This window comes from Prevotella melaninogenica (assembly GCF_003609775.1).
Taxonomy (GTDB): Bacteria; Bacteroidota; Bacteroidia; order Bacteroidales; family Bacteroidaceae; genus Prevotella; species Prevotella melaninogenica_A.
The window spans coordinates 1,586,513-1,607,829 of record NZ_AP018049.1; the positions used below are offsets into that span (position 1 = coordinate 1,586,513).

Genomic DNA, 21,317 nt, shown 5'->3' on the forward strand with positions numbered 1-21,317 from the left:
AAAAGCGATAAAAGGAACCTTCTCTAAAACTAAGAACACAACAACAACATATAAACTCTTTTATTCATAATCCCTTTGTTTAAGATAACTATTCAAACCTTAGTTCGTCAAAATCTTCTATTTCCGAAAGCTTCATTAACGGCTTCTTCTTCAGTTTAACGACGGTCCTCTTGAATACCTCATCATCCACTGGATCATCATCAGAATCTGCATCAAACTTGTCAGCATTGATATTCTCATCATCATATTCAACACCTGTAAGAAAGTTAATACTTGTTTTTCCTAAGACTAATGGACCACGATTATAAGTTGCTTCATAACCTATAAGCATAAAATCTGAGCCTTGATAACGAAAACAATACTCCCAATAACCATACCGACCATGACAATAACGCAAATAAAGATTTCCCTTTCTCTCCTCTACCCATAACTCTGGAGCAAAATAAACACCACCATCTTCATTCTCTGACGAGAAGCAATTGTAATTCTTCGATGCAAGTTTATAACCATCTTTCTCGGTAAACAGTATGATAATCCCCCTGCGGTTTCGGTCAACCACCTCGTCTTTAAAATCTTTTACGAAGCCATCCTTACGAGTTGCCTTGATAATTAACACGCAGTCGTCAAGCCCATCTTTGTTCAAGTCACCCGATACCTTCTCAAAAATCTTATAACCTTTGGGAATGAAATCAGTTATTCGCTTCTGGTCAGCAACATCATACTGACGCATATCTTCTTTCTTTTTCGACTTTGATATACGACTCACCCTCTGCCCTACTGCAGCCAAAGAGTCTGCAGTTTCAGCTTTTGACTGTACTTTATCACGGCAGCCAGTTAGCACTATTGCCACACAGAACAAATAAAGAATTAACTTACAGACTTGTTTCATATCATATATAGAATTAATTTCACTTGCAAATATAAATAAAAAGAAGGATAACAAGCGACAGAATACAGCTTTTATTATCACTAAATTGTATGTGTTTACTAACCAAAAAGAAGGTAGCGCAATAGCACAACAGGCTTCTCCTGCGAATTATTTTCATGTAAAAAAGAATTTATTTTCATGAAGATAAATATTTATTTTCACGACAAAAAATATTTATTTTCATGAAAATAATTCGGAAAGCATGGTCTTTACTTGTTTATATCGTTACTTTTAATTACTTTTACAGCCATAGGAAAGGATAGAATCGATAGTTAATAATAAAACGAAAGAGGCTCTCCATAAATCGTAATCACATAAAGTATCAGCACTTAAAACCGCCAACGCAATTGAATATCAAGTCCACTTAGCGTTGAGGAGTTAACCTGTTGTAGCCCTGAGGATATGTGGTCACGATCGAAATAATGCGTGGTTGAACTGCGAAGAATTATCATAAGATGGCTCGATAGGTCTGCCCGAGCAAACAGACTGTAGTGCATTCCCTTACCAAAGAAGGCTGGAAAGCTAAAAGAATAGAGTGGACCACGTTCGTAAACATAGATACGTGAGGCGAAATCTGTCGTTTGGAAATAACCAATCATACCATTCAGCGTGAGCCACGGGAGCGGTTTCCAAGCCCCTGACTCACTCACCATATAACCGAAACTACGCTTGAGATAATTGCTTGCAGCGATGTCCAGCTGGGTTTTACAGCTCCAAGACTCTGCCGAATAAGCCAAAGAAAGGCGACCACGCTGCGTTACTTCGTTTATAAGAGCAGTCTTACCAGCATTATCTTTCTCACGTAATCTAAGCCGATAGCGGGCCAAGAGCGACCAACTTTGACAACTATAAGTTAGTATCAGTAGGTTATCCCATGCCTTACTGGATGTATGTGCGCCAAAACGAGGGTGTGAGAAATAGGCGAAATCAGTGTAAGCCATGAGCGACAAACCACGTTTTACATTCCAATTCGCACCAATGAGTAATCCACTTTCATTCTGAACCGTCCCGTTATCACCGAAACTACGTGCAAAGAGTGCTGTGTATTGGTAGCCATAATAACGCTGAACAGCAAGTAAAGAGAGTTTAGAAGTTGGCTGATAGGAAAGATTATTCACCATTGCAAGGCTCCCCTTGCTATCCATTGCTGTCTCACCTGCCAACGACCAGCGCGGATGTTGATAGCTATAATCTGCACTTACGTTCCAAAAGTGATTACCTGCAGGCGCATAATGACGATAATATAAAGAAGTATTGGGCGTTAAGTCCTTGTTGAAACAAGAATAAACGCCCGATAATCCCATGCGAAAAGCACCCGACGACCAAGCTAAATGCATTCCTGCAGCAAACTGTGAGGCTGCATCTTTACTGTTCATCTCACGCACAGTACGATGATAACCAGTCTTGAGGATTGTTTTAATGGTTCCACTGTCCGTAAGTGTAGCATCTATACTGCGATAAGAAAGAAAGGTGGTTAGATCAAGATGCTTTGCTATTTCCACCGTTGCAGCTGCTCCTTGTAGATAGTTAGCAGCCGAACGAGAGGAATGTGTGCGAATACCTGTTGATTGTCTGCCTAACGTTGAGAGCATAGCAAGCTTTCCAAAGCCAAAGGAATTGTTGATTATAAGTCCTTGACCAAAGTTCACTTTATATCTTCCTACCGCCAAAGTCTTTAATCGTCCCATCTTTCTTAACAACAAGTAAAAACTATAATGATCGTAACCCAGACTATTACCATGGGCAAAGAAGGGTTCGCCAGCATCCTGTGCGCCAACCAATCCAGCCTGAGCATAATCGCCATAACGGAAGGTATAACGCAAAGAATGGGTATATGGATAGCCAAGATAGCCATTGCGGTCGCCCGCTCGTTGATAGAAAGGAAGATGAGAGGTCAATAAGAAGTTGTGCTTTCCACCCTTTATAATCGATTTAAGTGTGGGAAACTGGCGTTGTTCTTCTGCTGTAGAGACGTAGACAAAATAAGGAAGAAGCTGGCGACGGAGGGCATCTAAGGATTCAATCATAGCCAATTCGCCCAACGATTGCATACCATGATATTGATAAACGTATGCTTGTATATCCTCAACTTGCTCTGCTGTAAGGAAAGGGATACGCTCAAGTTCTTCCCGACTTGCCGTATTGAGGTTGAGTGGATGTTCTGAAAGGTCAGCTAATAGTTCAAAGCTTTCCTCCTTAGCATCCGTATTCTCGCCATTATTTGCATAGAGTTCTTCAAACAACTCTTCCCATTCATAGGTCTGTTGTGCCGTAGAGGTGAGGCTAATAAGCCCTAAAAGGCAGGTCAGTAGTAGATTTTTCATTTAGTTAGACTTTCAAAGTATTAAGACAACAAATATAGTCTTTACAACTGAGAAAAGCAAACAAAACGACAAGAAAGGTATAAAGAAAAACCCTCTCATCCTTCTCTAAGACCATGGTTTATGGTAAAAGAGAGGCAATGAGAGGGTTGTATTTTATGCTTTTAAGCAGGAATAGCGATAAAAGCAGAGAACTCTTTACTGAATTCTCACGCTCTTTCCATCCTTATAACAAGCGATAGTGCGGCTACCATTGGTGTAGATATCCTCGCTACCTGGCATATCCAAGGTGAAACCAGCAGCCTTTACCTGAGCCACAAGGTTATCGTATGCTGGCTGATTAAACACTGCAATGATGATTGCACCATCCTTAAAGGCAACGTAACTTGACACACCTTTGCGCATTGGCTTTGGATAATCCTCATACTTGTCAGCGGTAAGAAGCTTTGCAAGCACACAATTCTTATAATACATCTTATTGAACTTATCGAGTCGATAAACCTCATAATTTGTCTTCAACTTGTAGCCATACTTCTTTGTAATAGCATCAACCTTGTCTGGATTCTGATACATATCCAAAGCTTCTGCAATGCTGATAACCTCCGCTAAAGGCTCAACTGCGACAACTGGTTCTTGAACAACAGGTGTCGCAACAGTCGCTGTTGCCTTCTGTTGTGTACCACAGCTATTCAAGATTAAAGCAAGTACAAGGACGATAGGAACTATCCATACATTCTTTTTCATAAGTTTGTTCTATTTATTTTAATGTTTTATTTATTACATATAGGATTAAAGAAGCTATTAAAACAACGGCAAAAGCAAGTCTTAACCGCCTATGATTGCACTTATAGAAGCCTTCACTTCCGTTGCTGATACAGCCTTTAACGTACCCGCTTTCACCTCCAACAAGCTATCGGAAAAGCGTACAGCAAGTTCTAAGTCATGGGTTGAAAGAAGGATAAGTTTATCCCTTTCATGTGCCATTCGTTGTAAAGACTGAAAGGTCTCAGCCTTAGAAGGGAAATCGAGGAAGGCTGTTGGCTCATCAAGTAAGATGACTGGCGTCTCTTGAGCAAGTGCTTTTGCAATCATCACCTTCTGCCTTTCGCCATCAGAAAGGGTCTGAATCATTCTCCCTCTTAGCTTTTCAATTCCCATCGTAGCGATTGCATCATCAACAACCTTGCGGTCTTCCGCACGCAATCGACCAAAGAAACCAGTATAAGGAGACCTTCCTAAGCCTATTATCTCCTCTATCGTGAGGTTCTGTACATCAGGTTTTTGCGTCAAAACAATACTCACCTGCCGTGCTATTTCTCGTTGAGAAAAGGACTCAATATCACGATTATCCAACAGAAGGCTACCTTTCAGTTTTGGAAGAAAGCCTGTAAGCGTTTTCAAAAGAGTTGACTTACCTATTCCGTTCTCCCCTATCAAGCACGCCAATTGCCCACTCTTTAACTCTAAATTGATGTCAGAGATAACGGGGTGGGAAGACGAATAGCCTACTGATAACTGAGATAAACTGATAACCATTACGACACTAAGGACCTATCTAACAAAGAACATCACTAATATCTGTGCAATGATAACTCTGGCAAACATACCCAAAGGATATACCGAAGCATAACTAATGTTGCTGGTTTCACCCTTTATCGTATCATTTGCATAGCCCAACGCCATTGGATTAGCCATCGAACCGCAAAGGATACCACAGATAGTTCCAAAGTCAAACTTCTTCAATCGTAGAGCTATCAACCCTACTATGACAATAGGAACGACCGTAAGTACAAAGCCTAAACCTATCCAAAGCAAGCCTTCTGGGCGTACAACGATATCGAGGAAGTCCTTACCCGCATCCAAACCTAAGCACGCAAGATAAAGCGATAAGCCCAACTTACGAAGCATGAGGGAGGCACTACGCGTTGTATAAGCAATGAAATGCAAACGAGGACCAAAGGCTCCAGCCAATATTCCCATAATGATTGGACCACCAGCGATACCCAATCGGATTGGTGAATCCATACCTGGAAGTGTGATTGGGATAGTTCCTAATGCCAAACCAAGCAACATTCCGAGGAAGATAACAGCCAGATTAGGCTCGTTAAGGGTCTTAACAGAGTTGCCCAAGAAGTGTTCTGCCTGATCAATTGCTTCTGGTTGACCAACCAAGGTAAGGCGGTCGCCATAACGAACAACGAGGTCTTGCGTTGCCAACAGCTTGATATCAGCACGAATAATACGACTCACGTTGACATTATAAGCCTCACGCAAATGAAGTTGTCCGAGCTTTTTACCGTTTAACATACTCTTTGATAAGACGATAACACGGCTCTCTACCTTTGCATCAAGGTGATTCCAATCCACCTGCTCTTTATTCAAATCGCAATTAACCTGCTTTCCGAAAAGAATCTCCATGGCTGGAACTTCATCGCGTTTTGACGCTACAAGCAGATTATCATTGGTTTTCAAAACCGTTGTACTCATCGGAACGATTACGTCATCACCACGCCAAATACGCGAGATAATAAACTTTCGATGCGTTCCCTGTGCTATCTCTGCAATTGTTTTTCCATTAACGGCTGGATTAAGAACAACAAACTGTCCGATATAAGTATGGTCGTCTTCTGCTCCCGAATGTACTACTAAGTCGGAAGGCTTCACAAAGAACTTACGAAGAAATATCATGGCAAAGATAACACCGACAACACCTAATGGATAAGTAACGGCTGTTGCCAATGCTGCCGGCCCCCCACTATGCCCCGCATGTTGCAATGCTTGCTGTGCAGCACCAAGTGCTGGCGTATTCGTTGTAGCACCACAAAGGACACCAACCATGCTTGACATCGGTACATTCATTGCATATGAGAGCACGACAGACATAATGGTTCCCAAGAAGATAACGCCTAAACTCCACAGATTAAACAAGGTTCCTTCATGTCGGAAGGAGCCAAAGAAGGTTGGTCCTACACTCAGTCCGAGTGTATAGACGAAGATAACCAATCCGAAAGTCTCACAGTAGTTAAGCATCTGCTCATCTACCTGCAAGCCGAAACTACCCGCAGCGATACCAAAAAAGAATACAAAGGCAATACCAAGTGATATGCCTGCTATTCTAATCTTACCTAAGCCCAATCCCACCGTACAAACAAGCGAGAGGACCACGACTGCCTGTAGGGCAGAAGGAATGGCAAATAGTCCGTTAATCCAGTCCATAATATATTGTTACAAGACACCAAGATATTTCTCTAAAGGTATTCCCCTGTTTTTGTCTTTGTTGTCTTTATTGAGATCTATCAGTTTATAAACGCCATCAATAGCCTTCTGTGTACTTGGAATCAACTCTTCACCATCCAGCAGATGACCTATGAGGATTGCCGAGAAGATATCACCCGTACCTGGGAAGTGTACAGGAATCTCAGTGTAAGGCAGTGTGAAATGCTCATCTGTTACGTGGTTATAACCTACAACAGACGGTGTACCATCAACGAGAATAGAAGTAATCATTGCCGATTTCGTACCTATCAATCGTAAACCATCAAGTAATCTTTTAGCCTCCTCAAAGCTTACTCCCTTCTCATCATACTTACTTGACGTTAGATAGCAAGCCTCAGTATAATTAGGGAAAGTAAGGTCGGCAACGCTAATCATCTCTCGCATAGAGTTGATTGTTGCAGCTGTCACACCATTATAGAGCTTTCCTTCATCTCCCATAATCGGGTCTACAAAGATAGTCGTACCACGTTCAGCCTGCTCACGACAATAGTCTGCTACCAGTTTTGCCTGTCGCTCTGAAGCGATAAAGCCTGTCGCAATGGCATCGAAGCTAAAGCCAAGTTCCTTCCACACTGGGAATACGCCTTTGATATAGTCGGTTGTCTCAAGGATATTGAACTTACCATAATCGAGCGTATTAGATACCAACGCTGTAGGGAGGTTATAAACGGGATGTCCCAAGTAGGACAATATAGGAAGCATGGCTGCTGTTGCAACCTTTCCGTATCCTGCTATGTCATTAACGAGGAGTATATGTTTCTTACTCATTATATCTTTCTTCAATTGGACTACAAAGGTAGTGCAAACCACATGAACGGCAAAATAAAAACCAATAAATCACCATAATAAGGCTTGCTTTCCCTTTTCTATCGTCGTGTTGATGCTGCGCACGAGTGGTGCGAACGCCCAACACATATCGTGCGGATGGTAAACACCAATAAGAATAATGGTTATATCTATAGAAGATTATTAACAGTGGAAGGCGAAAATAACCATTAAGAGCATAAATAGCAAAGCCACTTAACACCACCTCTCATGGCTTTTACGACTATTATACCCTATCTCCTGCGAATTATTCTCATGAAGAAAAGAAATTATTTACATGAAAAGAAATATTTATCTTCACGAAAAAAAATATTTATTTTCATGTAAATAATTTGTAAACTAACAACCATAACAAGTAAAGAAACAATCTTGTCAGCCATCATTTACATCCAACTGCCCCGCAATTCAGTACCATTAGAAATACGATAACAGCCCGCTACCATTGCTGATAACGGGCTGTTATATATAATAAGGTGTAAAACCTTAGTTTTGACTTTCTATTGATTAAGCCTCAACTGGTGCCTCTGCAAGTTCGTGTGAACGCTTCTCAATCTTCTTACCCAATACGAGGTAAGCAACAGGAGATGCGATGAAGATAGAACTCAAAGTACCAATAACAATACCGATAATCATTGCGAAGGCAAAGCTACGGATACTTTCACCACCGAGGATGAAGATAGACACGAGCACTATCAATGTTGATACAGATGTATTGATAGTACGTGAAAGGGTCTGGTTGATAGAGTCATTAAAGATCTTCTGGATATCAGCCTTAGCAAGATTGTGCTTGTGCTTACCCAAGTTCTCACGGATACGGTCGTAAACAACCACGGTATCGTTGATATCATAACCAATTACAGTCAAGATAGCACCGATGAAGGTCTGGTCAATCTCAAGTGAGAAGCCAATCCAACCATAGCACAACGAGAAGCAACCGATAACGATTGTGGTATCGAGAGCCAAACCAACGATTGAACCAACAGAGAAACCAATGTTGCGGAAACGCAAGAGGATATACAAGAAGATGAAGAAGATAGCCAACAATACGCTCATGATAGCATTGTAAGTAATGTTCTTAGCGATTGAAGGACCAACCTTCGCACTCTGAATAATAGAGCCACCCTCACGGATATCTGGGTTCTTAAAGTTCTCAACACTTGCCTGACTAACAAAGCCACCCTTCTTCAATGTGTTGTAAAGGATTGTCTCAGCCTTGTCATCCTCTGCAGGATTGTTAGACTCGATATTGTAGTTAGTTGAAACACGAACGGTCTTACCATCAGTACCCAGCGCAATAACGGTTGTTGTAGCAGGCTTACCAGCATTCTCACCAACAGTATTTACGAAAGCACCTTCCATCACCTTGCGGACATCCTCAACGTGAGTTGGCTTATTCAATGTGATAACATAGTTACGACCACCAGTAAAGTCGATACTGCGACTCAAGCCACGAACAGCGAAGCTGACAATACAAATCAAGACAATAACACCCCAAACGGTGAAAGAAGTCTTATACATGCTAAGGAAGTTAAAGTTCTTACCCTGCATGAAGTTCTTTGATAAACCTGTTGTAAAGGTCAAATTCATCCACTTATCCTTACCAACACGGTTCTCGAATATGAGACGTGTGAGGAATACTGCTGTGAAGAATGAGATAACGATACCAATAATCCAAGTTGTAGCGAAACCACGGATAGGACCTGTACCAGTTACAAGAAGAATCACACCAGTGATGAGTGATGTCAAGTTAGAGTCGAAAATAGCTGAGAAGGCATTTCCATAACCTTCCTTCAACGCCTGCTTCATACCCTTACCGAGCTTCAACTCCTCCTTAATACGCTCGTAGATAAGCACGTTAGCATCCACAGCTGTACCCAAGGTCAATACGATACCGGCAATACCTGGCATAGTCAATGCTGACTGGAAAGACGCCAATACACCCAATGTAAAGAAGAGGTTGGCAATCAAAGCGAGGTTAGCCATCATACCAGGAATGAAGTTGTACATGACAATCATGTAAAGCATCAAGAGTACGAAAGCAATAGCAAATGAGATAAGACCCTGCTCAATAGACTGTGCACCAAGTGTAGGACCTACGACTTCCTCCTGTACAATCTTCGCAGGAGCAGGCATACGACCTGACTTCAATGTGTTAGCCAAGTCCTTAGTATCCTCAATAGTGAAGTTACCAGAGATAGATGACTGACCACCAGAGATCTCACCGTTAACGCGTGGAGCTGAGTAAACAACGCCATCGAGTACGATTGCGATTGCTTTACCTACATTTGCCTTTGTCAAAGCAGCCCACTCACGAGCACCCTCAGAGTTCATTGTCATGCTAACCTCAGGACGACCATGCTGGTCAAACTGGTCCTTAGCATCTGTAACAACGTCACCCTCAAGTGGAGCACGACCATCAGAGGTAGTAATCTTCAAAGCATAAAGACCATATACGTTCTTCTTATTGAGTCCGTCTTCTGGCTTAGCACCCCAAAGAAGCTTCAAGTCGCTTGGCAAAATCTGCTTAGCAAGCTGACCGTAGATAAGCTTATTGATCTCAGCAGTATCACGTACGTTTGCATAACCTACGAGACTAAGAGCGTCACCAGGGATAGTCTGCAACATAGAGAGCAATGGGTGCATCTTCTTCAACGCTGCCATCTGAGCATCTTCACCCTTAGCTGCATTATTCTTGTTGAGTGCAAACTTAGAAGGAGCAGCTGCAGGAGCCTGTACCTTCTTAGTTGAATCAGTAGCAGTTGTGTCTACCTTTGTATCACCATTAGCCAAACGCTGGTCGAGCTGAGCGAGATAAGGGGTTACTTCTTGGTTGTTATAAGTCTCCCAGAACTCAAGGTTAGCAGAACCCTGAAGGAGCTTACGCATACGCTCTGGCTCACGAATACCAGGCATTTCAACCATGAGTCGACCTTCCTGACCTTCCAGCTTCTGGATGTTTGGCTGTACAACACCATACTGGTCGATACGGTTTGTTACGACATTGTATGAGTTGTCGATCGCTGCAGCAACCTCTTCACGAAGTGCTTTTACAACCTCTTCGTCTGTACTCTGTGTACTAACCTTGCCTTTGAGCTGCTGTGTAGCGAAGATCTCAGCAAGCTTGTGACCCGGAGCTTCCTTGTGGAAAGCATCTACGAAGAGAGAGATAAAGTCCTTCTGACTGGTCATCTCTTCCTGCTTTGCCATTTCTAAAGCCTTCTGATAAGCAGCATCCTGCTTGTGATCTGCCAAGAAATCAACAACATCAGGTACTGAAATCTCGAGTACAACGTTCATACCGCCCTTCAAGTCAAGACCAAGACCGATCTGTGTTTCAAGGCATTTCTGGTAAGAGTAGAGGCCCAAATACTTTACAGAATCCTTATAATCCTGTTGCGCAATAGGGTCTTTAATCGTTGCTGCCTGACCATCATAGAAGCTTGTCGCTACTGAAAATGACAGGTAGAAGATACTTGCGAGCGTCAAGAGAACAGCTACGCAAATTACTAATCCTTTGTTTTGCATTTTATTTGATTGTTTTTAATTATTGTTTCGCTACACTTGATAGACGTGCAAAGATAAGCAAATTTTCACACTTTGGGAAATTTATACCTTATAAATGTGTGTTTTTTAAGGTTTTGGGCGGTATTTAAGCCAACAATAGATGGGATAATGGTCGGAAGTAGTCACACTATTGTCGACCTTAGCTCCATAAGACTCGAAATCGTCGGAACAAAAGATATGGTCTATACGGAAGTACATTCCACTTTTATGATAGCTTATTCCTGGTCCGTTTCCACTCCCAACAAAGCAATCATTCAGCTCTTTTGCCATTACTCGATGGGTATAACTCAATGGGTTGTCATTGAAGTCTCCGCAGAGAATAACAGGCACCTTCTTATCAAGATATTTCCTGACATAACGTGCAACAGCCTCCGCTTGCGGTGCTCGACGTGCCGAAACCTCGCCTAACTTAGTGATTAAATGAACTGATTGTCTTTTTGCTTCGCCAGTCTTCAGTTCGCCTTTTACGAGTGTCTTAAACCCTTCTTTGTCGCCAGAGCTCAGTCCATTACTCTCAAAATGATTATTGACAACGAGAGTATTATTCCCTCTGATATTAAGCATATAAGCCACACTCTGATTACTACTTGAGCCGTATGGGATAGTATCTTGCCAAAGAACAGGATATTTACTAAGCAATACCATGTAGTCTGCACCAGGGGCTTTTTTAATCATCAACTTGAAGTATGGGTAATGTTCTTTCAGTGTTGAATAGATATGATCTTTGTCATCTAAGGTCGCTTGTGCCTCTTGCAAACAGACAATATCCGCCTTACTCTTAACGATATAATCCACAATTGGATTCTTCTTTGCATCAGGCTCACTCCATGAAGAGAACATATAAACATTATACGACAGCACTTTTATAGAGCCATGTGGCTTATCTTCAGGGAGATTAAAGGGTGAATACGTACGGATAGGACCATAACAAAGCAGGAAACCCAACAATGGCAACCAGATAGTACGCAACCGGAGAAAGCTCCAAACTACAAGGAAAACCAGATTAAACACAAGAAGTATTGGAAAGCCCAACCCTAAATTAGCCAACAAGGGATAATCAACAGGATTAAACCTATCTATATTTCCGACAAACAACATCAGCAGAATCACAATGATATTGCCTGTCAATAACATCCTATATGTAAGCGTCTTAAATTTACTAAACATCTTAAATCCAAATAATCAAGTAGTCTCTACACCTGTTATTTCTCTGTTTTACGAATAAAACAAATAGTTACTAAATGGCTATAAAGTAAGCGGACAAACATCAAGTATTGATAAGTAGTCATCCCCTCACATTCTAATAAGTTGCTGATTGATAACGTATCCGTTATTAACCAACAACTCATTTATTTGTCACCAACCACCCTCTTAATTCTTACTGTTATCAAAGAGCTTTTGTTTCTCGTCTTTTGTCAGACTGTCGTAACCACTCTTACGAATCTTATCGAGGATGCGGTCTACCTCTTCTTGCTGTTGTTTCTTGTGAGCATTGTAATCCCAATCACTCCTATTATTAGCATCACTGCTCTGAGAAGTATTCGTCCATGACCCACTATTACCATTCGTAGCATTACGAGTGTCACGCCCTCCGCGTTGTTCCCATGAATTCTTCATGCGATCAAAGAACTGATGCCCTCTGTTCATACCAAAGTCACCATAGCCAGAATACGGATGCTTCTTCCAATAACGGATAAGAATAAAACCAAAGAGCATACCACCTAAGTGTGCCAAATGCGCCACTCCGTCATTGCTTGTGCCTATCGCAGAGAACAATTCTACCACGATTGAACCCATAATAATCCACTTAGCTTTTATCGGGACAGGGATTGGAATGATGAACATACGCTCTTCTGGGAATAGCATTCCGAAAGCAAGTAGCACACCATAGATGGCTCCAGAGGCACCAACAGTGTTCATCATATTCAGATAAACATCCATAGGAAGAACTGTTGTACCAATTTTCACGGATTCAAAATTAGCCAATCCCTCTACGAGATACGTACCATATTGCGCCAACTCCTGACAGAGTCCTGCTCCAACACCACAGACAATGTAATAAAAAAGGAACTTTCTTGGACCCCATACATTCTCAACAACCATACCAAACATCCACAGCATAAACATGTTCATCAAGATGTGTGTAAACCCACCATGCATGAACATATAAGTGAAAAACTGCCAAATACGGAAGTCAGAGGCTAAAAAGAAATGTAAGCCAAGAATATCATTCAAATCAATATTCATTCCTCTTACAACATACGTGGCTATAAACACCAGAATGTTGATAATGAGAAGATTCTTTGTTACAACAGGTATATTTCGCATTTACGTTATGTCTTATTCTTTACAATATATCATTTAAACAATGCAAAATTACAAAAATCTCTCGTTATTAAGCAGAAAATAAGCGAGATAAAGACTTTTTTTTATAAATTTCTACACTTTTCCTTTGAATTTATTTGTTTTATAAAAGGAAACAACTATATTTGCAACATAATCTTGTATATCACTCATAAAATTAATCAATAAATAAATCAAAATTATGAACAAAACAGAATTGATCGAGAAGATTGCAGCTAATGCTGAGGTAAGCAAGGCTGCTGCCAAGAAGGCTTTGGATGCTACTACAGAGGCTATTAAGGAAGCACTTGCTGCTGGTGATAAGGTACAGCTCGTTGGCTTTGGTACTTTCTCTACAACTGAGCGTCCAGCTCACGAGGGTATTAACCCAAGAACAAAGAAGAAGATTAAGATTGCTGCTAAGAAGGTTGCTAAGTTCAAGGCTGGTGCTGAGTTGGCAGACGCAGTAAACAAATAATATGTAAAGATATTACATAATATATTAAGGCAAGCCATTGGCTTGCCTTTTTGTTTTATAATAGCCTTTAACGACCTCAAAACATAGTCTAATCCTGCTCCTCCAAGCCTTATCTACTACCCCAACAAATCTTCTGCTCCAAATTACTTTCATGAAAAGAAATAATTATTTTCACGAACAGAAATATTTATTTTCATGAAGAAAAATATTTTTCTTCATGAAAAGAATTCGGAGGCATCAGGCTTTTTACGCACTAATAACAATATAAAAAGTAGAGAGAAACCTTCTTTTCTGCTCTTTGTGATGCTATATCTAAGGATAGAAAAGAAGGTTTTCCCTACCATAATACATAAATAATAAAGTTATTAAGTCACACCATGAGACGATAGATAAGGACAATAACAAAACATTTTTCTTTATACTTTATCGTAGACCTTATCCCATAAATGACTAAGATTAATTGCAGTATAGCTATCCGCTACATGATTCCCGTCTGTTTATTCCCTTCATGCTGCACTTTCTTATCAATCTCTTTATAGCTTTTACCCTTTGACAACTTCCAACTAAACCTAAGAGTTATCATATTTCCCAAGTCTCTGCTGCGATAAATATACTCTTTATGGAGGTTTTCATTCAGCACCTTACCACGCTGTATAGCGGGATGTTGCTGGAAAGGATGCTGTAAAAAGAGCGATACATTACACTTCTTCCATCTGTAACTGGCTCCTAAATAGACCGCTGGACCATTCCTTCCCTCATGCTCTCCTTCAACAAACCGCCAACCATTATCAGCATATCCCGTCAATGTCCACCGTCCGAGATAAGCCTGAACATTACCACCATAGTTGTAACTTGTAAGATGATGACGGTACAGACTGCTGATATTAAAGAAACGATTGATACCTCCGAAAAGTGTTACAGACAGACGCTCTGGCACTACATCATACCTCACATAATTCTGTACAACAAACATCATGATATTACCAATGTTCTGCTGCGAATAAAGGAACTCATCTGTTGCCGTACGTTCATACACGCTCATATTGCTCCCAAGGTCACGTCGGTACTCCATATTCATACCACCGCTCACACGCCTACCATTATAACTGACATCAATAATATTCTTAATGACTCTTGAAGGTTGCAAATTAGGATTTCCAACCTTCCATTCCCGGCTGTTTTCCCTGATTCTTGCATCGCTCACCATAGCGTATGAGGACACACGACGATAGGTCTCAAAGGTGTAACGTGCATTTAATCCTGTCAAAATCTCGTAACTTAACGTCAACTTTGGGCGAAAAGTCCAATAATCAAAGTTGTAATCTTCCTGAGAATAGGTTTTGTTAGCCATACCAACGCCAGCCGAATAGCCTAATCGCTTCCACCGTCCTTTCACCTCAGAGAATAGATAAAGTTCTCCTCTTCGCATCTTGTTAAGAGCAGATACATCACCAGTATATTCATTATTGGTAAACGACATTGAGTGCTCCAAACCTGCAGAAAGGGTAAAAGGCTTGAGTTTATTCTCATAAATAGCTTCACTCTCCAGCGACCAAGTACGACCATCAACATCATAGGCATAACTTCTTCCTTCTCCATTATATCCCCGCTTGTCCGTATAAATACCCGAACCAACAACGTTAGCCGTAATACTCTGATGTTTACCAAGCTGATGAAAGAAGTAAAGATCAAGAGTTGGAGAGAAATCACTTGATACATCAATCGTCCGATAAGTCTGTTCTATCGTTCCATCTCGATACACAAAATCAGCATAATTACCGGGCGTATTGTTTCCTCCCACTGACAGATTCGCTTGGAAAACATACGTAGCCGAGTCAGCAAGACTATACTTTACCTCAAACTGATTACCAAAACGACGACTCCTTCCATCGGTCTGATTGCGTGAAACCAGATAATGACTACCATTGTTCAAAGTATAGTCAGCCGTTTCTGAAGACCGAAAACCATGCTGGTCTTGATAAAGAGAAGTAAAGGTAAAAGCCAGTTCTGAATTCTTATGATTGTACTTTGCATAGAGCGTATTACCGCCGTTCACAGTCGTAACAGAGTTCGATAAATCTGCTCCGAGCACGTAACCAGTGGTGTTACGCTTTGTCCGAATATCAATGACATAGCCTATTCCGTCACCATATCTGACTCCTGGATTATCGATAAAATCGATGTTTTTTACAAGTTTTGGGTCCAGTGAAAGCAGGTCTTCTTTACTTGCCAAAGTGCCATTCAGCCTAAGTTGAACAGTTCCATTGTTCGTTAAAGGCACAATGGTACGCATCACCTCGTCTACTCTGATACGTGGAAGAGACAGCTTTCCAAGCAAACTATATCCATCCGTTGCCGCTTCTCGCTGTGCTTCAGACGGTATAATCAGCAGACCATCAAGCTTTTTCGTCACACGTGCAGCCTCAACTGTCACCTCTTTCATCTCTACACTCTTTGCCGACTTGTCGCTTTCTTTCTCATTCTGTGCACCAACAGGAAGTGCAAGAAAGCATAACAACAGCATCCATAAACCTTTTTCCATAGTCTTTGTTTTTTGCTACAAAGATAGAATTCACCATCTATCAGGGCAAAAATAGACACTGACAACTAACTGACAATAGCTAATTGGAGTGTGTTAAGACAAGAAAAAGCACGAGAAAACTACCTGACAATCTCTTAGCAGGCATAATATTTCTATAAAGATAAGGTTAAAGTTTATATTTCAAAGGTTTACTCTTCTCCTTTAAGAAAGCTGTTCAATACCTTCTTTGATGACGATTCAGAAGTAAGTCGATACCCATCACCCCTATCAGCTACAATCCTTAATCCGCAACGCTCACTGACAATTGGTTTCAGGCGACGGATAAGTGTATAGAGTGTTTCGCTTGCATCGGGTTTCTTTGGCCAAAGTGTTTCACAGATAACAGCCTTCGACAACTTTCTATCAGTTGCATTTATAAATAGCTCCATGAGCTGTTGTTGCATCGGTGTAAAGGCTATCTTCTCCCCATGCCAGTCACGAAAGCTATGATCAGAAGCGGCATATACCATCCTTCCCAACACTAATCTATCGGAACGATGACGACGAAAATACACAATAGATGTTACCATCCAAACCAATGATAACAATAGGAATGAAAGCGGTAGACGCTGGTCGGACAATCCCCATACCGTAGCAAAGGAACAATCAGCATAGCTCTGGAATAGAAGCGAATGGCCACCTGACTGCCATTTCATCTGTCTACTGCGCAGCGAATGACTATCATCATCCAATGCGTATGACACAAACGAACGACTTTTGAGGTCATCTATCTGTAAATATTGTCGATAGCTTTGTATTGTATCAGGCGTAATCCACGCCTCACGTTTCCCTGCAAGAGTCTTCGATAAAGCCTGATTCATATCCTGTACAATAGATGTTTCCGCACAGTGATAGCTGTCAACACTTGCCCAAACTGATGAGCAGACGAGTAGTAAAAATATGATAACTGACGATATAGGTTTCATAGACTTGTATAATACAAAGTGATAGAATGTTCCGAGCTATAGTATGCTACAAAGATAATCTTTTATCTTATAAACACCAAACAGCATAGAAGAAATATCAGATAAAATGGGAATAATTTGCGTATATTTGCTGCACAAACACAGTAGATACGCAAAATTATACAGCAAAATTTGGGCATTAAACTAAAAAACACTATCTTTGCACCCACGATTGTCCTATGGTGTAATGGTAGCACTACAGTTTTTGGTTCTGTCAGTGGTGGTTCGAGTCCGCCTGGGACAACACAGATAATCCGCGGATTCTTTATGATTCTGCGGATTTTTCAGTATTAGCTAATTCCTAAACTATAATAATAATGATTCTGAATCTCTCTAAACTCCGTAAATCACTATTGCTTTTTGCTGCCCTTCTGCTTGCCTCACTGAGCACAATGGCAACCAATCGTGACTCATTAGCACTGACTCCTCCAATGGGTTTTATGACCTGGAACAAATATAAGGAGGACATCAACGAACAGCTTATCCGACAAATTGCTGATAAGATGGCAGCTGATGGCTATGCTGAAGCTGGATATAAATACATCTTCATCGATGATGCATGGCAGGGAGGACGCGACAAACGCAATAACATCATCCCTGACCCTAAGAAGTTCCCAAGCGGAATCAAAGCACTCGCAGACTATGTTCACTCAAAGGGTTTACTACTCGGTATCTACTCTGATGCCGCCCAGCTCACTTGTGCAGGCTACACTGCCAGCTACGGTTTTGAGGAACAAGATGCCAAGACCTTTGCACAATGGGGTATTGACTATCTGAAATACGACTACTGCCACGCACCTTCTGACAGTGCCGTTGCCCACGAACGCTATAAGAAGATGGCAGATGCGCTACAGAATTCAGGTCGTAAGATTGCCTTGGGTGTCTGTGAATGGGGACAGCTGAACCCAGAGATGTGGGCTCGTCAGGCTGGTGGTTCACTTTGGCGTGTAAGCTATGACGTGCGTGATATGTGGAAAGACATCGTGAAGCAGGGAGGTATGGGTATCATTGATATCATCAATATTACCGAACCACTTTATAAATACGCAGGTCGAGGCTATTGGCTCGATATGGATATGCTCGTCGTTGGACTTGACGGAAAGGGTGGTCCATCAAGCGATTTAGGTGGTGTAGGCTGTACTTATACAGAATATCAGACACAGATGTCTATGTGGTGTATGTTTGCTTCGCCATTAGCAGTGAGCCATGACATTCTGAACGAGAACGCAGAAACACGTCGCATCCTCCTCAATAAGGAGATTATTGCCATCAACCAAGACGCCCTTGGCGAGGCAGCCCATAGAGTTGACTTCCCTGGTGCATGCCGTGTCTATCTCAGAAACCTAAGCGGAAACCGTCAGGCAATTGCCATCATGAATCCTTCAGACGCTCCTCAGCGCGTTCAGCTGCCACTTTCTATCCTCGGCAATGCAAAGGAATACAATTTCAGAGACGTATGGGAGCACAAGACAACACGTCAACGTAAGGCTTGGCAAGGAACCTTACAACCTCATGAAACAAAGGTCTTTACGGTTACAACACGATAATCCGCATATTATTTTGTAAAGAAAAGAATTAAAAGATAACATCTTTTTATCCCCAACAACTGGCACAGCATGTTCCTGCTGTGCCAGTTTTGCATTCCAATAACACCCTCTTATTATCATTGTAAGCTATTATTTCACATCGTGTTATTGGTCCGCACCAATGGTGCGAACGGCAAACACCAATGGTGCGGATGCTCAGCACCAATAGTGTGGAGAATATAACACCTTACAATTTGTTGTTAGTATTAAAACAACTCACGCCTGAATCGAGTTACAATTACCCTTTTCGGTAATCACTCCCCTCTCCTTTCGGAGAGGGGTCGGGGGTGAGGCTATCTCTCTTTTGGTAGGGGTTGGGGGTGAGGCTATCTCTCTTTTGGTAGGGGTTGGGGGTGAGGCTGCCTATTTAATTTCCCCTATCCATTTGCTAATATCATGCTTTTTATCTATATTTGTACGTTGTAACAAATACAAATTAGATAAATTCAGCAAATAAATGAAAGCAATAGAAATTCTCTTTCCTGTCTTCTTTATGATGTTCCTCGGTTGGTTGAGCCATAGAAGAGGTTGGGTAACAGCAGGACAGAACGAAGGAGCAAAGTCATTAGTATTTAATATTCTTTTCCCGCTACTCGTCTTTCACGTACTTGTGAAAGCAGAATTGTCGACGAATTTCATTTACGAGATTCTCTTTTTAGATGCCGCTTGGATTCTTGTCTATCTGATAGGTAAGAGCATAGCAAAGCCCATCAGCGGTCGTTATGCCCGTTTGGCACCCTTCCTACTGATGACATGTGAGGGAGGTAGCGTTGCCCTACCCCTTTACATCGCACTTGTAGGAGCAGAACACGCTGTGAATATCATTACCTTTGACGTTGCTGGTATCCCTATCAACTTTGGACTTGTGCCAGCACTCGTCACCCGCCAGACATCAAAGGATGTGGCTTTCTTGCCTATGGCAAAACGAATTATTACAGCCCCTTTCATCGTTGCCGTTATCGTGGGTATTCTCGTTAATATGTCGGGCTTGTACCAATGGCTGATGGAAAATGAATTTCACAGAATCTATGACGGTACGATGGATATGGCAATGACACCTATTGCGAGTATTATCCTCTTCACCCTCGGCTATGGTTTCCACCTGCGTGCAGCACAGATTAAGCCACTTTTGGCATTGACAGTGGTGCGCCTTGTGCTGTGTGGAGCTATCGTAGGAGCTTTCTTCTTACTGTTCCCTGAATTAATGGCAGTGAAGATATTCCTTATTGGCGTACTACTTTACTTTGCTTGTCCGACGGGATTCCCCGTACCGCTACAGATAGAAAGCCTATGCAAGGATGAGGATGACGAAAGCTTTATGTCGGCTTTTATCTCCATCTTCATTGTGATAGCAATGATTGTTTACACATTAATTACATTGCTATTGATATAACTTTAAGGAGTTAAGGAGTGAAAGGGAGTTGAAAGGAGGTAAGACAATAGTTTTAATAGTAATATAAAATAATGGAGTTAAGGAGTGAATTTAAAGAACATGAACGATAACGTAAAGAGTCCATGGCCAGGACCAGCGGGAATGATTCCCGTAACAAGCGGCAAAGCAGATGATGCAAATGTTTTTAACCGTAACTACTTGGATTCTATCCATGTTGAGATGCGTGTTATTGATGCCATTGAACCATCGTTGAAGACAGTTATCTTCGGCGAAGAGTTCGATTCACCAATTATGATGCCTGCCTTCTCGCATCTGAATAAGGTGCTGAAAGATGGCAAGAAACCAATGTTAGAGTATGCTCGTGCTGCCAAAAAGCTGAATACAGTCAACTGGGTAGGTATGGAACCTAACGAGGAATATGCTGAAATTGCAGCTGAAGGAGCACGAACAGTGAGAATCATTAAGCCATTTGCTGACCATAGTATCATCCTTGATGAGATTCAGTTTGCTATCAAACATGGTGCAATAGCTGTCGGTGTAGACATTGACCACGTTCCTGGTACAGATGGGCGGTATGATGTTGTAGATGGTATTCCACTCGGTCCTGTCATGCTTTCAGACCTCAAAGAATACGTGAAGGCTGCTGGCTCAGTTCCATTCGTTGCCAAAGGTGTACTCTCTGTGCAGGATGCTTTGAAGTGTAAGGAGGCAGGCTGTGCTGCTATCGTTATCTCTCATCACCACGGACGTATTCCTTTCGGCATTGCTCCGCTGATGGTTCTACCTAAGATTAAGGCAGCATTAGAGGGAAGCGGTATCGCAATCTTCGTTGACTGCGGTATTGATACAGGCTACGATGCTTACAAAGCACTTGCATTAGGGGCTGATGCCGTAGCTGTGGGTAGAGGTATCCTCAAGCCATTGCTGCAACAAGGAGCAGAAGGAGTTGAAGAGAAGGTACAAAAAATGAACGAACAACTTTCAGAGCTGATGATGTACACCTGCGTGAAAGATACTCGTTCATTCGATGCGTCTGTGCTTTATATCTAAAGAAATA

General features: G+C 41.7%; 15 protein-coding genes and 1 tRNA gene. 5 read left to right on the forward strand and 11 right to left on the reverse strand.

What is annotated here, in order from left to right:
• Nucleotides 1-88: 88 nt before the first annotated feature.
• The 9 genes from PMEL_RS06415 to PMEL_RS06455 form a co-directional block, all read right to left on the reverse strand.
• The gene (locus PMEL_RS06415; RefSeq protein ID WP_120174481.1) at nt 89-889 is read right to left on the reverse strand and encodes a hypothetical protein; all 801 of its coding nucleotides are present in this window, start codon (nt 887-889) and stop codon (nt 89-91) included.
• A 368-nt stretch (nt 890-1,257) separates the two neighbouring features.
• The gene (locus PMEL_RS06420; protein WP_120174482.1) at nt 1,258-3,252 is read right to left on the reverse strand and encodes a helix-hairpin-helix domain-containing protein; all 1,995 of its coding nucleotides are present in this window, start codon (nt 3,250-3,252) and stop codon (nt 1,258-1,260) included.
• Between the two features lie 195 nt (nt 3,253-3,447).
• Entirely contained in the window at nt 3,448-3,993 is a 546-nt protein-coding gene (locus tag PMEL_RS06425; RefSeq protein ID WP_120174483.1) for a hypothetical protein, read from the reverse strand.
• A gap of 81 nt (nt 3,994-4,074) precedes the next feature.
• The gene (locus tag PMEL_RS06430; RefSeq protein WP_120174484.1) at nt 4,075-4,785 is read right to left on the reverse strand and encodes an ABC transporter ATP-binding protein; all 711 of its coding nucleotides are present in this window, start codon (nt 4,783-4,785) and stop codon (nt 4,075-4,077) included.
• A 15-nt stretch (nt 4,786-4,800) separates the two neighbouring features.
• Entirely contained in the window at nt 4,801-6,465 is a 1,665-nt protein-coding gene (locus tag PMEL_RS06435; protein WP_120174485.1) for a putative transporter, read from the reverse strand.
• 9 nt (nt 6,466-6,474) lie between these two features.
• Nucleotides 6,475-7,293 carry a pyridoxamine kinase gene (locus tag PMEL_RS06440; protein WP_120174486.1) on the reverse strand — a complete coding sequence of 273 codons (819 nt, stop codon included), beginning with the start codon at nt 7,291-7,293 and terminating at the stop codon, nt 6,475-6,477.
• 561 nt (nt 7,294-7,854) lie between these two features.
• Nucleotides 7,855-10,875, reverse strand: coding sequence for a protein translocase subunit SecDF (gene secDF, locus PMEL_RS06445; protein WP_120174487.1), 3,021 nt, complete (start codon nt 10,873-10,875; stop codon nt 7,855-7,857).
• 105 nt (nt 10,876-10,980) lie between these two features.
• Entirely contained in the window at nt 10,981-12,081 is a 1,101-nt protein-coding gene (locus PMEL_RS06450; protein ID WP_120174488.1) for an endonuclease/exonuclease/phosphatase family protein, read from the reverse strand.
• Nucleotides 12,082-12,285: 204 nt separating this feature from the next.
• Nucleotides 12,286-13,242 (reverse strand): rhomboid family intramembrane serine protease, encoded by a 957-nt coding sequence (locus PMEL_RS06455; protein WP_120174489.1) that lies wholly within the window; start codon nt 13,240-13,242, stop codon nt 12,286-12,288.
• A 217-nt stretch (nt 13,243-13,459) separates the two neighbouring features.
• Between PMEL_RS06455 and PMEL_RS06465 the strand changes: the two genes are divergently transcribed.
• Nucleotides 13,460-13,735 carry an HU family DNA-binding protein gene (locus PMEL_RS06465; RefSeq protein ID WP_036921216.1) on the forward strand — a complete coding sequence of 92 codons (276 nt, stop codon included), beginning with the start codon at nt 13,460-13,462 and terminating at the stop codon, nt 13,733-13,735.
• A gap of 478 nt (nt 13,736-14,213) precedes the next feature.
• Here PMEL_RS06465 and PMEL_RS06470 read toward each other — a convergent pair whose 3' ends face one another.
• Nucleotides 14,214-16,277: a hypothetical protein gene (locus PMEL_RS06470; RefSeq protein ID WP_120174490.1), complete on the reverse strand. Its 2,064-nt coding sequence runs from the start codon at nt 16,275-16,277 to the stop codon at nt 14,214-14,216.
• Nucleotides 16,278-16,465: 188 nt separating this feature from the next.
• On the reverse strand, nt 16,466-17,242 hold the full coding sequence (locus PMEL_RS06475; protein WP_120174491.1) for a helix-turn-helix domain-containing protein: 777 nt from the start codon (nt 17,240-17,242) through the stop codon (nt 16,466-16,468).
• A gap of 212 nt (nt 17,243-17,454) precedes the next feature.
• Here PMEL_RS06475 and PMEL_RS06480 point away from each other — a divergent pair.
• The 4 genes from PMEL_RS06480 to PMEL_RS06495 all read left to right on the forward strand — a co-directional run bounded on the left by PMEL_RS06480 (nt 17,455) and on the right by PMEL_RS06495 (nt 21,310).
• A tRNA-Gln gene (locus PMEL_RS06480) sits at nt 17,455-17,525 on the forward strand.
• A gap of 73 nt (nt 17,526-17,598) precedes the next feature.
• Nucleotides 17,599-18,828 carry a glycoside hydrolase family 27 protein gene (locus PMEL_RS06485; protein ID WP_120174492.1) on the forward strand — a complete coding sequence of 410 codons (1,230 nt, stop codon included), beginning with the start codon at nt 17,599-17,601 and terminating at the stop codon, nt 18,826-18,828.
• 496 nt (nt 18,829-19,324) lie between these two features.
• Nucleotides 19,325-20,260 (forward strand): AEC family transporter, encoded by a 936-nt coding sequence (locus tag PMEL_RS06490; RefSeq protein ID WP_120174493.1) that lies wholly within the window; start codon nt 19,325-19,327, stop codon nt 20,258-20,260.
• A gap of 99 nt (nt 20,261-20,359) precedes the next feature.
• Entirely contained in the window at nt 20,360-21,310 is a 951-nt protein-coding gene (locus tag PMEL_RS06495) for an alpha-hydroxy-acid oxidizing protein (RefSeq protein ID WP_120174494.1), read from the forward strand.
• The last annotated feature ends 7 nt before the right edge of the window (nt 21,311-21,317 follow it).

Coding starts and splice junctions, on each gene's coding strand:
- PMEL_RS06465 (WP_036921216.1), top strand. CDS start 13,460: ATGAACAAAACAGAATTGATCGAGAAGATTGCAGCTAATGCTGAGGTA.
- PMEL_RS06420 (WP_120174482.1), bottom strand. CDS start 3,252: ATGAAAAATCTACTACTGACCTGCCTTTTAGGGCTTATTAGCCTCACC.
- secDF (WP_120174487.1), bottom strand. CDS start 10,875: ATGCAAAACAAAGGATTAGTAATTTGCGTAGCTGTTCTCTTGACGCTC.
- PMEL_RS06450 (WP_120174488.1), bottom strand. CDS start 12,081: ATGTTTAGTAAATTTAAGACGCTTACATATAGGATGTTATTGACAGGC.
- PMEL_RS06455 (WP_120174489.1), bottom strand. CDS start 13,242: ATGCGAAATATACCTGTTGTAACAAAGAATCTTCTCATTATCAACATT.
- PMEL_RS06415 (WP_120174481.1), bottom strand. CDS start 889: ATGAAACAAGTCTGTAAGTTAATTCTTTATTTGTTCTGTGTGGCAATA.
- PMEL_RS06440 (WP_120174486.1), bottom strand. CDS start 7,293: ATGAGTAAGAAACATATACTCCTCGTTAATGACATAGCAGGATACGGA.
- PMEL_RS06425 (WP_120174483.1), bottom strand. CDS start 3,993: ATGAAAAAGAATGTATGGATAGTTCCTATCGTCCTTGTACTTGCTTTA.
- PMEL_RS06430 (WP_120174484.1), bottom strand. CDS start 4,785: ATGGTTATCAGTTTATCTCAGTTATCAGTAGGCTATTCGTCTTCCCAC.
- PMEL_RS06475 (WP_120174491.1), bottom strand. CDS start 17,242: ATGAAACCTATATCGTCAGTTATCATATTTTTACTACTCGTCTGCTCA.
- PMEL_RS06490 (WP_120174493.1), top strand. CDS start 19,325: ATGAAAGCAATAGAAATTCTCTTTCCTGTCTTCTTTATGATGTTCCTC.
- PMEL_RS06485 (WP_120174492.1), top strand. CDS start 17,599: ATGATTCTGAATCTCTCTAAACTCCGTAAATCACTATTGCTTTTTGCT.
- PMEL_RS06495 (WP_120174494.1), top strand. CDS start 20,360: ATGAACGATAACGTAAAGAGTCCATGGCCAGGACCAGCGGGAATGATT.
- PMEL_RS06470 (WP_120174490.1), bottom strand. CDS start 16,277: ATGGAAAAAGGTTTATGGATGCTGTTGTTATGCTTTCTTGCACTTCCT.
- PMEL_RS06435 (WP_120174485.1), bottom strand. CDS start 6,465: ATGGACTGGATTAACGGACTATTTGCCATTCCTTCTGCCCTACAGGCA.